This is a genomic window from Streptomyces sp. NBC_00885 (assembly GCF_045207475.1).
Classification (GTDB): Bacteria; Actinomycetota; Actinomycetes; order Streptomycetales; family Streptomycetaceae; genus Streptomyces.
In genome coordinates, this window is record NZ_CP108796.1 from 7,971,031 (window position 1) to 7,983,615 (window position 12,585).

A 12,585-nucleotide genomic window follows, 5' to 3' on the forward strand; every position below is an offset into this window, starting at 1 on the left:
CGGCTCAGTGCACCGGCGTATCCACATCGATGTCTGCCTCCACGTTCACGACGCCCGGCACTGCCCGGGCCGCCCGGGCGAGCACGTCCGGAAGTGAGGTATCGGAGACCGTGCCGGACAGAGTGACGAGCCCGTCCTCGACATGCACGTGTACCGTTCCTGAGCCGACCGGGACCAGCTGCGCGACGAGCTCGCTCCGCACCTCCTCTGCTATGTCGGCGTCAGGGCGGAGGTAGATCTTCAGCAGATCGCCCCGGCTGACGACACCCAAGAGGTGGCCCTCGCCGTCGACGACAGGGAGCCGCTTGAGATGACCGAGCGCCATCAGCCGGGCGGCTCCGGCGACCGTCGCGTCGGCTGACACCGTCATTGCCGGAGCGGTCATCAGCTGTTGTGCTGTCACCGCCCCTGACGTGTCATCCCCCTGCGCCTTCACCAGCAGATCGGCCTCGGAGACCACGCCCGCGACGCGCCCGTCACCCGTGAGAACCGGCAGGGCGCTGATCCGCCACTGCCGGATGCTCTCGACCATTTCCTTGATCGGCGCGTCGGGACCAACCGCGATCACGGCGTGGGTCATCACGTCACCGACGGTTCGCAGATGCTTCATGACCGACCTTTCGCAGCGGTCCGCGATTCTTTGCCATGAGCGTCCGTCTCGAGCTGTACGACGGATAGGGCCGACCGGGAACGAATGGAGAGCCGTTCGGACCTCGGCCCGCCCGATCGGCCCCTGCCAAGCGGGCTGCGGCCTGACGTGGGCGGCCCGTCCGGGGCGTCCAACCTGGCGGCGTCGACGCACCGCGTTCATGAACGTCGGCCTCTGGGCAAGCCGCCGGGGGAACGCCATGAGGGAGCCTGCCCTGCGACGGCACTCGGCCGGCGAGTACGTCAGGGAGTTCCGCCGAAGGCCGCGTCGAATGAGGCGGACGGCGGGCTGAAGTCGTACTCCTTCAGCCGGGCGAGTGCCTCAGGGGCACCGTGCAGGTCGGCGGCCCGGACTAGCTCTTGACCAAGTATGACTGCTTCTCGATCACCTTTCCGTCCTTGAAGCAGAAGCGGAAGACGGGTTCCTTTTCCGGGTCGTCCGCCGTCTCTGTCGACAGCAGGGTGAGGCACGTGGCGTCCTTCGGCTTTGCGGGCCCCTTGTCGTCCAGGCCCTCGGTCAGGAACGACTTGCCTTCCGGCAGCTTGTCCCGCACGGCCGTCTCGGTGTCGCCGACCTTCACCGAGTTGTAGACCGACGGTTCGATCATGGCTTCGTCGGCCTCGCCCATCAGCATGTAGAACCCCACGGCAACCAACGCCCCGAGTATCAACACTGCGAGGCCGCACCCGATCGCAATGCCCTTCGTCTTGCTTCCCATAGCGTTGTCGAACTCCCTCTGCCTCTGCGGCGGTCCGGACCAGTCGATGACCGCTCCACCGTCGCCGGGCAGTGCCCCTCCGCTCTGCTCCCGAAAGTAGTTCCCCGCATCGACGAAGGTCTCCCCGGTCAGCCCCGGGCCCGGCCGCCCCGTCCCGCCGCTGTCCGCCGGGTCCAGCCCCTGAGGCCCGTACGGCAGTACACCCGCGACCCGGAAACCGCCGCCGGCCGGCCCGGCGTGCACCATGCCACCGACCAGCCGGGCCCGTTCACCCAGCCCGGTCAGCCCCTGCCCGCCGCTCACCACAGGCCGCCGCCCGCCACCGGGCATCACCGGCACCGGACCATTGGCCACTTCGACCACCATCGAGTCCGGCTCATACCGCAGCTCCATGGTGATGGAGGCGCCCGGCGCGTGCTTCAGTGCGTTGGTCAACGCCTCCTGGGCGATCCTGTACGCCGCGTGGTCCGCAGCGGGGGCAAGCGGCCGCACATCGCCCGAGCGCCGCAGCTCAACGTCGGTCCCCGCGCCCCGGGACGCCTCCACCAGAGCGTCGATGCCGGCCACACCGCGGGACGCGGGCTCCGCTTCGCTCTCGCGCTCCTGCGCCTGCGTACCGTCGCGCAGGATACCGACGGCCTCGCGCAGCTCGTGCATCGCGGCCACGGACGCTTCGCGCAGCACCCCGACCGCCTCCCGCTGCCTGTCCGTCAGCTCCCGGTCCACTTCCAGCGCGCCCGTGTGAACGGCGATCAGCGCCAGCTGGTGGCCGAGGCTGTCGTGCATGTCCTGGGCTATCCGCTGGCGCTCGCGCATGCGCGCGTGGGACGCGATCATCTCCCGCTCGCGCAGCAGCTGGGCGTTGTGCTCGTGCAACGCGTAGAGGAGCGTGCGGCGCTGGGCGCGGTAGCGACTGGTGAGGCCGGGCACGACCACCGTCGCCAGGAACGAGAAGGCGGCGAACAGCAGCGCCGTCAGCGCGGACAGCCCGGGCATCTCCTGCTTCACGGACAGGCCCGCATAGAGGACGCACGAGGCCGTGAACGCCAACAGCGCTCGCCGCCGCGACTCGATCCTCGCGCCCGCCGACCAGCCCGCCACCGTGAGCAGGATCAAGAATTGGCCGAACAGAGCGGCGACAGCACCGGCGAGAACCAGCACGCTCGCTGGGAACACCCGCCGCAGCAGCGACAACACGGGGGTGGCACCGGCCACCGCCACGGCGGTCATCCGATCAGCGCCGCCGTCCGACAGACTCACAGCAGCCGCCGCCAGCAGGGCCATGACGAGCGCCAGGACCACCTCGCCGACGATCCGCCGCCGAGACCACATGCCCGGCACGACCAGGCGTTTGAACACGGCGCGGGCCCTCGTCGTCACTTCCACAGGGCAACGGTAGGTGCCACCTCCCGCGTACACAGCATCCGTTCGTCGCACCCGCGTGCGACGAAAGTCGCACCGCGTCGCTTACCGCCGCCAGGCTGCTACGAGGTTCTGCACCGGGTCGCCGCCTTCGCGCGCGAGGTAGAGGGCGCGGGAGCTGACCCAGAGAACGGTCGGGCCGAGATGGTCCGGGTAGCGGTCGAGCATCGCCCGGAAGAACGCGTCCGCGGTGTCGTGCGCGGCCAGCGCGGCCTCGGCGTCGTCGAGGTACCGGCGGGTCTCGGCGAAGAGGCGCGCGAGCTGGCGATCTTCGCCCCGATCGACGGGGGCCCGGCGGCGGTCATCCGTGGCTGTCCGTTCCACAACGCCGTCGTCGAGGGCGCCGGGGGACTGCCCGAGATCGCCCACCTCGCGCAGCGGCACAAGCAGGTCTTCCGCGACCGCCTCGTGGCCACCGCCGCGGAGGCCGGAGCAGCCGACCCGGAGGCACTGGGTCGGCAACTGGCCGTGCTGTTCGAGGGTGCCAACGCGCTCGCGGCCTCCTGCAACGACGCGGAGGCCTTCACCGACGCTCGGCGTGCGGCCGAGACGCTACTGGACGCAGCCTTGAGCAAGGACTCTTGGCCACCTGGGCAAAGGCGCTCGGAGCCCTCTGAGCGGTGAGGTCACCGCTCAGAGGGCTCCGAAGACCTGCGTGACCTCGGGCGCGCTGCCGACGGTCACCTTCGGCAAGGCGATACTTCTCAGTCGGTGCAGGTGGTGCCAGAGGTGGGCAGCGCGCGGGTGGTCAGGTAGCGGTTGGTGGCCTCCTGGACGCACTTGGAGACCAGGAACATGCTGTAGTCGTCGCCTTCATGGCCGAGTACGACGCTGCCGGGCAGCTGGGCGGCCATGGCCGCGCCCGCGCGGTAGGGGGCGAGGGCCTGGTGGGTGGACTGGAGGACCAGTGCGGGCGGTGCGCCGTGGACCGGGGCGCCCGCCTCGACGGGCTTGGCCGGGAGGGGCCAGCCGAGGCAGCCCGCGATGGTCTTGTAGGAGCGCACGGCGCCGCCGAGGTGCGGGGACACGCGGGCGAGTTCCTTCCGCAGCCGGGTGAGCTGGGGGAGGGTCTGCACCGTTCGGGCGTTGTCGAGACAGGCGGGCACCTGTACCTGGACCGGGTCGAGGGTGTTGTCCGGGTCGTGGGTGAAGTCCGTCGCGTCGCCGCCCTTGGCCTTGACGACGGCCTCCGCCAGCTCCGGCCAGGTCACACCGGACAGGGTCAGGTAGTCCTGGGTGGCCTCGCGGATGTCCTCACCGGTCAGCGGCTGGTGGCCCGTGCCCCCGGTCGGGATCGGATCGCGGTCGGCACGGGCGACGAGGGCGTCGTACTCGGCCGCGACGTCCTTGCCGTGCAGGGCGCAGTCCTTCGACGTGGTGCACCAGGCGGTGAAGCGGTTGAAGGCCGTCTCGGCGGTGGCCGCCTCCCGGGTGACTCGCGAGAGAGGCGAGCCGGTGTCGTCCAGGGCGGTGTCGAGGACCATGGTGCGCAGTCTGCCGGGGTAGAGCTTGGCGTAGGTGCGTCCGAGGAGGGTGCTGTAGTGGATGCCGTACCAGTTCAGCTGCCGTTCGCCCAGCCCGATCCGGACCGCCTCGAAGTCCCTTGCGGTGCTGGTCTGGTCGACGTGGGCGATGAGCCGGCCGTTGCGGCGCAGGCAGTCTTCGGCGAAGGCCCGGTTGTGGGACACGAGCGCGTTGAACGCGGCCCGGCTCTGCGGGAAGTGGCTGACTCCGGCGGGCTTCAGCGGTTCGCCGCAACGGATCGGCGTGCTGTGCCCCACTCCGCGCGGGTCCACCGCGACCAGGTCGAAGTTCTGCGTCATGGCGCCGGCGAAGTTCGGCATGCCGATGTGCATCGCCAATCGCAGCTGCTCGATGGCGGAGCCGCCGGCTCCGTCGTTGAGGAGCAGGGTGCCCTGGCGGTGGGCCCGGTCGTCCGCCGGGCGGCGGACCACGGCGAGGGTGGTGCTGCCGGAGTCGGGGTGAGACCAGTCCACTGGTACCTGGATCGATCCGCACTGCATGTGCTTGAAGTCGGTGTCGGCGCAGGCGTGCCAGTCGATGCCCTTGGCGGGGCTTCGGTGGTCGGCGTCCTCGGTCTGCGCGAGCGCCGGTACGGCGATGATGGTGACTGCGAGCGCGGAGACGGCGGCCATCCAACGGGCGCTTTTCCGGATTCTTGTCATGTCGAGTTCCTTGGTCGTGCGCCTCGGCCTGTGGGGGTTCGAGGCGTTGTTCGGGGGTGCTCCGGGAGGAGGCGGGGCCAGGGAAACCGGCGACGCTTACGGAGCTGTGGGCGGTGCCGGAGCCGGAGCGTCTCGCGGCCGGCAACTGCCTTGGCGGGATGGGGTTTCGGCGGCGTGCGGTTGTCCGATGCGCGCCTCGCGAGTCGGCGGCGTCTTCTCTGTGGCTCAGCCCTGGGTGGCCTCCAGGGCGGTGTCGGGGATCCAGGAGCCGTGGATGCCGCCGGTGACCCGGCGCGGGAGGTGGACGGTGGCGATCCGGTCGAGGCCGGAGGCATCGAGGACGAGGAGCTGGGAGGCGTCCTGCTTGAGGTCCGAGGTCACGGTGAGGAGGTAGCCGTCGTCCTCACGGGTGGCTCCGGCGGCGGGGACGAACACCGCTTCGCTGGGCATGCGGGCGTCGCCGACCTGGTGGATGCGGCGGGCGCCGGTGGTGCGGTCGTACTTGACGATGCCGTAGCCGCCGAAGCCCTTCTCGTCGGGGAAGGAGATGGCGTACTGGTAGCGGTTCTCAGAGCCCAGGTAGTCCTCGTTGATGGTCGGGAACTCCACCGTGAGGTCGTCGATGATCTGCTCGTCGACGGAACCGGCCGCCATGTCGACCACCCAGCGGCGGGTGTAGGAGCGGGCGGCGGGCTCGGTGCCGCGCCCGGGGGCGCCGACCCACCAGTTCCAGGAGAGCTGGAAGCCCTCCCGGTCCACGGTGGGGCCTTCCAGGACGATCCGGCCCTGGCCGTCCTCGTAGGCGTTGGCGACGTGCAGCAGGTTGCCGGGCTCGATGGAGAACCAGCGGACCTGCGGGGCGCCGTCGGTGCCGCGGGCCATGATGCCGATACGGGCGGGCTGGGCGTCGCTCCAGCCGTAGGGGATGCCGGAGTGCTCGGCCGGGTCGAAGGTGACATTGCCCTCGATGAAGACCACATGGCGGCGGGTCAGGGCGAAGTCGTGCTTGAGGGAGGCGGTCGCTCCCGGGATCTCGGCGCTGTGGACGATCCCGCCCTTGGCGTCGGCGACGTAGTACGTCAGGAACGGCGGGAAGGGCGAGGAGCCGAAGAAGTGCAACTCCCCGGTGACCGGGTCCTCCTTGGGGTGCGCGGTCATCGCGCTGCGCAGCGTGCCGCCGAAGTCGTACGCGCCGACGGTCTCAAGGTCCGGGGTGAGTTCGAAGGGGAGGTTTGCCTCGCACAGGGCGAGCAGCCGTCCGGCGTGCTCGATCACGTGGGTGCCGGCGGCGCTGGCGGTCAGGTCGGGGCCGCGCTCGGTCATGTAGGGCGCGCCGTCGAGGGCGGGGGTGTGCACCCAGCGGTTGCGGTACCACTCGGCGCGGCCCTCACGGAGGCGGATGCCGTGGACCATGCCGCTGCCCTTGAACCAGTGGGTCGGGGTGACACCGGGCTTGGGGTTGTGGCCGTTGCGGATCAGCCGGCCGTCCAGCTCCTGGGGCAGCGTGCCCTCCACGGTGAGTCCGGTGGCGGTGACCTCGTCGGCGACGGGGGTGTAGTGGCCGGTCAGGTAGGGCTTCGCAGCAGTCATGGCAGGAACCTCTTTCTGGGGATGTGAGCTCGTTTGTCAGGCAGCTTGTTCGGCACGGGACTTGAGGTGGGAGAGCCAGCTCTCCAGGGAGTCGTGAAGGGCCTTGCCGAGGTGGTCGGCCGCGGCTTCGACCGGGGCGCCGCTCCAGGACTCCACGGTGCGGACGGTGACGTGGTCGCCGTTCTGCTCGAACGTCCACACATGGATGCCGGTGATGCCGGCGGCGGGGCCGCCCCACACGATCCGCTCGCCGGGGACCAGTTCGCGCACGGTGGAGGTGATCTCCATGCCGTGGGTTCGCCAGCTGAAGGAGTTGCCGGGCATCAGGGGGCCGTTGAGCTTGGCCTCGTCGATGTCCGTGTTCCAGGTGGGCCAGGACGCGATGTCGGTGTGCAGCCCCCACACCGTCTCCAGCGGGGCGTTGACCTCGGTGCTCAGGCGGACGATGACGGGGGCGGTCATGTCGATGGTGACCATGGCTGCGGGTTCCTCTCTCTGGGGGACATGTTCCGGTGGCGCGGCTGATCCATCGGTTCAGCCGGATTCAGGAGATTCAGGCGGGTTGCGGGTCGGAGGCCGGGCCGGTGGAGGTGGTTGCGGGACGCGGGCCGGTGGAGCGGGTGAGGAGCAGCGCGAGGAGGGATGTTGCGGCCAGGACCGCGGCGGCGACGGTGAAGACGGTGCGGTAGCCGGCGGTGAGGGCTTCCAGATGGGGCTGGTGGGTGGACGCGTGGGCGGTGACGGAGCCGGCCAGAGTGGCCAGGGCGGCGAGGCCGATGGCGCCGCCGACCTGGCGGGTGGTGTTCACCAGGCCGCCGGCCAGACCCGCGTCCTCCCGTGGGACGCCGTCCACGGCGAGCGCGGTGAGCTGGACGAAGGCGATGCTGAGGCCCAGGCCGATCACGATGCTCGGGCCGAGGAGGTCGGCGAGGTAGCTGCCGTGGGCGCTGATCCGTGACAGCCACATCAGGCCCGCGGCCTCGGTGAGCAGGGCCGCGGTTACGGTCGCGGAGGCCCCGATGCGCCGGGCGATGCGCGGCGCCAGGGCGGCGCCGAGCATATTGGCGCCCGCGAGCGGGAGTTGTCCCGCTCCGGTTGCCAAGGGGCTGGAACCGAGGACCTGCTGCTGGTAGAGCGGCAGGAAGAAGAACAGGGCGATCCACACCGAGCCCAGCAGCGCCATCAGCAGGTTGCCCGCGGCGACCTGGCCGGTAGTGAACAGACGCGGCGGTATCAGGGCGTTCGGCCGGCGGCGCTCGATCACGGCGAAGGCCGCGAGCAGCGCGGCGGCGGCCACGAGGGCGCCCAGCACCCGGCCGTCGGTCCAGCCGGCGCCGCGTGCGGTGGTCAGGCTCCAGACCAGGCAGGTCAGGGCGAGGGTGACGGTGGCAGTGCCCAGCAGGTCGAACCGCCCTGCCTTATGTCCGTCCGCCCGTGGCACCAGCACAGCCACGGCGGCCAGGACCAGCGCCGCCCCGAGCGCGACCGTGTGGAAGATCCAGGGCCAGCCCCACGCCTGCGTGAGCACACCGCCCAGTAGGACGCCGCCTGCTCCTCCCGCGCCGGAGACCGCCCCCCACACCCCCAGTGCCTTGCCACGCCCCGGGCCGGAGGGGAACTGGTCCATCGTCAGCGCGAGCGCGGCCGGGGCGATGGCGGCGGCGGCAAGTCCCTGAACGGCGCGGGCAGCGATCAGTACGCCCGGAGTGGTAGCCAGTCCCGCCGACAGCGAAGCCGCGGCGAACAGCGCGAGCCCGGCGATAAGCACCCGACGGCGGCCGAGGAGATCGGCCGCCCTCCCGCCCGCCAGGAGCAGTGCCCCGAACGCCAGGCCGTAGGCGTTGACCACCCAGGTGGTTCCGCCGTCCGACAGGCCGACTCCGGCGCGGATCTGCGGGAGCGCCACATTGACGATCGAGGTGGCGAGCATGACGGTGAACTGCGCCGCGGCGAGTGCCGCGAGCACGGCTCCCGGCCGGGGGGCTCGGCGGGCTGCCTGGTTCGTCTGCGTGCGTGCAACGTTCATGTCGCACAGGCTCGGGTCGGACGCTGTCCACTTTCCAGGCCCGACAGGGGCGAGGACTGTCCACTGCTGTCCGCACCTGTCCACTCGCAACTGCCGAAGCGCGCGGCTTCGGTTGCTATGCCCTGTCCTGTCGATCAGGCCGGATCAGCGAGCGGGTTCTGGCGATGGGGGCACTTCCCCTGCCCGAAGGGCTACGGGGGAGAGGTGCCGCTCCAGGGGACGCGAGCCCGGCAAGATCGGCCGGACGGGCCCAGGGCGTGTTTGGAAGTAGCGCCGTCCGCCCGCAGGGCGGGCCCCGCGGCGTCCGGTGCGTGCAATCGCAAGGCGGTGGGGGCACCCCCGGACGAAGTCTGGGGGAGATCGCCCTCGTACTGGACGCACTTGGGCGACCGCGACAACACCGCGAGTGCGCGTGCCAGGCGTCGCGGGGTGGGGGTACCTCCCAGGCGAAGCTCTGGGGAGGGACTTCCAAAACACGCCCTAGCGGGGGCCGTGCAGCTCCTGCTGCCACAGGGCTTCGCAGAGCAGGTCCAGGCCCTGGCGCAGGTGGCGACGGTAGGTGCCGTACGGAAGGCCCAGCCGGCGGGCTGCGGCCTCCTGGGTGGGTGCACCGGAGAAGTGGCCTGCCGTCAGGGCCTCGCAGGCGCGCACTCCGCGCGGGTCATGGGCGAGGTCGTCGACGGCCCGGCGCAGCAGGGTGCGCAACTCCTCGACGGGATCACCGAAGTCGGCTGCGAGACGCGTACGCATCAGGGCACAGGCGGCGAAGGCGCCCGGATCGCGCCAGTGCGCCAACGCTTCGCGCACGGCCTGGTCGAACGCGGTACGTGAGATGGGCGACGGTCCGGACGGGACCGGTGCGTCGGGGGCCGATATGAAGCGGAGAAGCCAGGTCTCCACGGGTACCTGACGCCAGTCGACGCTGAACAGCCCGTAGGTGTGCTCACCGACTCGCGGGCGCGCCCCGGTGTCGCTGAGGGTGCCCTTGACGCGCTCGGCCCAGGTCTCGGCGTCCTGGTAGACGGCGAAGCCGTAGGCGCGACCGCGGGCACGGGCTGCCTCCGCCTGGGCCCGGGAACTGCTCAAGTCGATGACGCGCGAGGGGATCTGGTACCGCTCGGGGTAGATCGAGAAGCGGCTTACGCCGATGTGTTCACCGGGGCTCACCGGCGAGGTGGCATCGGCGTACCGCCATGCGGCGGCGACGACTGGATCGGTGGCAAGGTCCTGGGGGTCGGGAGGGGCCGGCAGAGCGAGTCGGGCGGTGAAGGCCACGATCCGGCCCGTGCTCACGAGACGGTAGACGCTGAAGGCCTGCGGCTGGCGCTGTGCCCAGTAGCGGACCAGTTCCGCGGAGGCGGCCCCCTCGGTCTCCTCGGCCATCCGCAGCATGACATCGATGTCGTCCGGGTGCAGGGGACGGTCGTGCACCTCGTCCTCGCGGGACCAGGTGCGCAGCCGGGCCAGGGTCTCCCCCTCCCGGAAGAGGTAGAAGAGCTCGTCGGTGACGGTCCACACCCGCTCCTCGGGCCCCTCGCGCAGGATGCGCAGGTACTCGTCCGCCAGGCGCCGGCGCATCGTCTCGAACGCATTGGGAGCACGCCAGCGCAGGTCGGCGGCCAGCGTCTCGCGTGCGGCGTCGTGCGGGTGGAGCCCCCGATGCGTGGACTCCATGAAGGGCAGGTCCCTCAGCCAGGAGAAGAGCAGATGGGCATCCTCCCCCGGCAGCACGGCGGCGAGCAGTTCCTCGGACGTCGAGTGGGCCTGTGCCGCCACCTCCAGGGCGCGGCGGTGGGCAGCCGTGGGGACCTCACCGATCAACCCCGCCAACAGTGTGCGCAGGACGTCCGCCGACGGGGCCCAGATCTCCTCCCTGGAGCAGCCCGCCGATCCTGCCGCGGCCGCCAGGGACAGAGCCAAGGGGTTGCCGCCGGCGAAGCGGAGCACCCGGTCACGCAGTTCGGGACGGATCTGCGCCGCGACCAGCAGACTGCGGGCCTGTTCCGCGGAGAACGGCTCCAACTCGGTCACGTGCAGGAGCCGGGACCAGGCGGGGTCGGCGGTCCACTGCGGCTGCGGAGCGTGCCGTCCGGCCAGGACGACCAGGGTGTCGTCCGCGGCGCGGGGCAGAAAGTGGTGCCACAGCCAGCTCTCCAGCCACTGGCAGTGCTCGAAGGAGTCCACGAACAGGACCGCGCCCGGAACATCCAGGAAAGGACCGGCAGCGCGCTCGAATTCGGCCGGGTCCCGGCTGACGAACCGGCCGTCGAGTTCGACGAGCAGCCGGCCCGTCGCACGAGCGTGGTCCGCCAGACGCCTCAGGAGCGTCGACTTCCCGATGCCGCCCGGCCCGTACACGTAGAACGCGAACGGTGCCTGCGGATCGCCGGCCAAAGCCTCCTCGAAGCGCCCGAGTTCCTCGTCCCGGCCGATGAAGGCCCGCACGCGCGCTCTGCTCAGTCTCTCTCCCACGGACACCATGGCGGCTCCCATCCCCTTTGCTCCAGCGCTCGACAGCCATGCCCTCATGACACCCATCGGGCCGCGCGGTGACAGCCACCGGCACGAGTTGCGCAGGGCGGTGTCGCATCCGGCGCTTCGGAGACCGATTCCCCCTCCAGGGCCGCTACTCCGCGGAGATCCTAACGGAGGCCCTGCCATGTTCACTTGATGAGGCCGGGGTCAGGGACGGCCGTCAGCCGTGGCCGGTGCCGCCGCGTTCGTGGACGGAGTGAAGTCCAGCGACAGGGAGACAGGGCCTCGGGTGTACAGGCCGGTCTCCTGGTAGCGGAAGCCGGGGCTGTAGCGGACCTGGTCCAGCAGGGGCAGCAGCATTGCGGCGACGGTCTCGATCTCGGCGCGTGCGAAGGCCGCGCCGACGCACTGGTGGAGTCCGGTACCGAAGGCCAAGTGCTGGGCGGCCGCGGTGAAGGAGCGGGCGGTGCCCAGGTCCGGGCGGTGGATGTCAAAGGTGTCCGGGGCGGTGAAGGCCTCGGGGTCGCGGTTGGCCGCACCGATCATGCAGAAGACGGTGGCACCTGCCGGGACGGTGGTGCCTGCGAACACCGCGTTCTCCTCCGCCTGGCGGGGAATGAGCTGGACCGGCGGCGTGTGGCGCAGGGTCTCGGCGATCGCGGCGGCCAGCAGGTTCGGGTCCTGGCGTACCTGCGCCATCTGCTCGGGGTGGTCGATCAGGTGCTTGAAGAGCAGGGCGAGGGTCTTGTCCGCGGGCTCGGTGGCGGCAGCCAACACGTTGATGATCAGCGCCGTGACGTCGCGATTGCTCATGGCGACGCCGTCGAACTCGGCGGTGCACAGCGTCGATATCAGGTCCTCGCCGGGGTGGCGGCGCCGCTGTTCGATGACGGGTACGAGATAGGCCTCCAGCTGCTCCGCGCAGTCCATGCAGTGCCGGCGGCGCTCGGGGGTGAGAGTCATGCTGGTGATGAACTCGACGACCCCGCTGTGCCAGGCGGCCACCTGCCGCCAGTCCTCTCTGTCCAAACCGAGGACATCGAGGGTCACGTGGACGGCGAAGGGCTTGCCGAAATCGTTGACGAGGTCCATCCGGCCTCGGGAAAGGAAGGGGGCCATGAGTTCGGCGGCGTTGGCCTGGACGGCGCGTATCTGGTTCTTCAGGGCCTGGCCGGTGAAACTCCTGACGACGATCTTTCGCTTGGCGGTGTGCTCGGCCCCGGTCATCTGGGCGAGAACCGGCCCGCGCATCACCGGCTCGGCGCGCACCTGCAGCGTCTCGGTAGTGAACGCCTCATGGTCGGTAAGCACCCGCTTGACGTCCTGGTAGCGGGAGAGGAAATAGCTGTCGATCCCCGGCTCGTAGTGCACCGGAGCGTGCTCCCGCAGCTGTGCGGAGTAGCGGTAGGGGTCTGCGGCGAAGTCCTCGGAGAGGATGCTGAAACGGGGATTGGCCACGGGCATGGTGAAGACCTCTCGATGCGCAGTGCCCTGGAAGAACGAAGGCCGCGACCGGCCG

At 70.6% G+C, this 12,585-nt stretch carries 9 protein-coding genes; 1 reads left to right on the forward strand and 8 read right to left on the reverse strand.

Translation table 11 applies throughout. The features are described from left to right. Nucleotides 1-4: 4 nt before the first annotated feature. Together OHA61_RS36350 and OHA61_RS36355 are read right to left on the reverse strand one after the other, a co-directional pair. Nucleotides 5-610 (reverse strand): CBS domain-containing protein, encoded by a 606-nt coding sequence (locus tag OHA61_RS36350; protein ID WP_406306623.1) that lies wholly within the window; start codon nt 608-610, stop codon nt 5-7. 391 nt (nt 611-1,001) lie between these two features. After that, nucleotides 1,002-2,699, reverse strand: a complete 1,698-nt coding sequence (locus OHA61_RS36355) for a sensor histidine kinase (RefSeq protein WP_406307594.1) — start codon at nt 2,697-2,699, stop codon at nt 1,002-1,004. Nucleotides 2,700-2,933: 234 nt separating this feature from the next. Here OHA61_RS36355 and OHA61_RS36360 point away from each other — a divergent pair, with 234 nt between their 5' ends. Then, nucleotides 2,934-3,413, forward strand: coding sequence for a hypothetical protein (locus tag OHA61_RS36360; RefSeq protein WP_406306624.1), 480 nt, complete (start codon nt 2,934-2,936; stop codon nt 3,411-3,413). 80 nt (nt 3,414-3,493) lie between these two features. Here the strand turns inward: OHA61_RS36360 and OHA61_RS36365 are convergent, their stop codons facing one another. The 6 genes from OHA61_RS36365 to OHA61_RS36390 form a co-directional block, all read right to left on the reverse strand. Next, nucleotides 3,494-4,975 (reverse strand): alpha/beta fold hydrolase, encoded by a 1,482-nt coding sequence (locus tag OHA61_RS36365; protein ID WP_406306625.1) that lies wholly within the window; start codon nt 4,973-4,975, stop codon nt 3,494-3,496. A 225-nt stretch (nt 4,976-5,200) separates the two neighbouring features. Beyond that, nucleotides 5,201-6,565, reverse strand: a complete 1,365-nt coding sequence (locus tag OHA61_RS36370) for a carotenoid oxygenase family protein (RefSeq protein ID WP_406306626.1) — start codon at nt 6,563-6,565, stop codon at nt 5,201-5,203. Nucleotides 6,566-6,601: 36 nt separating this feature from the next. Further along, nucleotides 6,602-7,042: an SRPBCC family protein gene (locus OHA61_RS36375; protein WP_406306627.1), complete on the reverse strand. Its 441-nt coding sequence runs from the start codon at nt 7,040-7,042 to the stop codon at nt 6,602-6,604. A 76-nt stretch (nt 7,043-7,118) separates the two neighbouring features. After that, entirely contained in the window at nt 7,119-8,591 is a 1,473-nt protein-coding gene (locus OHA61_RS36380) for an MFS transporter (RefSeq protein ID WP_406306628.1), read from the reverse strand. Between the two features lie 480 nt (nt 8,592-9,071). Then, nucleotides 9,072-11,063: an AAA family ATPase gene (locus OHA61_RS36385; protein ID WP_406306629.1), complete on the reverse strand. Its 1,992-nt coding sequence runs from the start codon at nt 11,061-11,063 to the stop codon at nt 9,072-9,074. A 210-nt stretch (nt 11,064-11,273) separates the two neighbouring features. Beyond that, nucleotides 11,274-12,530, reverse strand: coding sequence for a cytochrome P450, cyclodipeptide synthase-associated (locus OHA61_RS36390; RefSeq protein WP_406306630.1), 1,257 nt, complete (start codon nt 12,528-12,530; stop codon nt 11,274-11,276). Nucleotides 12,531-12,585 lie beyond the last annotated feature (55 nt).

Excerpts from the sequence above, each read along its gene's own strand:
- OHA61_RS36350 (WP_406306623.1), bottom strand. The coding sequence starts at position 610 with ATGAAGCATCTGCGAACCGTCGGTGACGTGATGACCCACGCCGTGATC.
- OHA61_RS36380 (WP_406306628.1), bottom strand. The coding sequence starts at position 8,591 with ATGAACGTTGCACGCACGCAGACGAACCAGGCAGCCCGCCGAGCCCCC.
- OHA61_RS36390 (WP_406306630.1), bottom strand. The coding sequence starts at position 12,530 with ATGCCCGTGGCCAATCCCCGTTTCAGCATCCTCTCCGAGGACTTCGCC.
- OHA61_RS36360 (WP_406306624.1), top strand. The coding sequence starts at position 2,934 with ATGGTCCGGGTAGCGGTCGAGCATCGCCCGGAAGAACGCGTCCGCGGT.
- OHA61_RS36355 (WP_406307594.1), bottom strand. The coding sequence starts at position 2,699 with ATGTGGTCTCGGCGGCGGATCGTCGGCGAGGTGGTCCTGGCGCTCGTC.
- OHA61_RS36365 (WP_406306625.1), bottom strand. The coding sequence starts at position 4,975 with ATGACAAGAATCCGGAAAAGCGCCCGTTGGATGGCCGCCGTCTCCGCG.
- OHA61_RS36375 (WP_406306627.1), bottom strand. The coding sequence starts at position 7,042 with ATGGTCACCATCGACATGACCGCCCCCGTCATCGTCCGCCTGAGCACC.
- OHA61_RS36370 (WP_406306626.1), bottom strand. The coding sequence starts at position 6,565 with ATGACTGCTGCGAAGCCCTACCTGACCGGCCACTACACCCCCGTCGCC.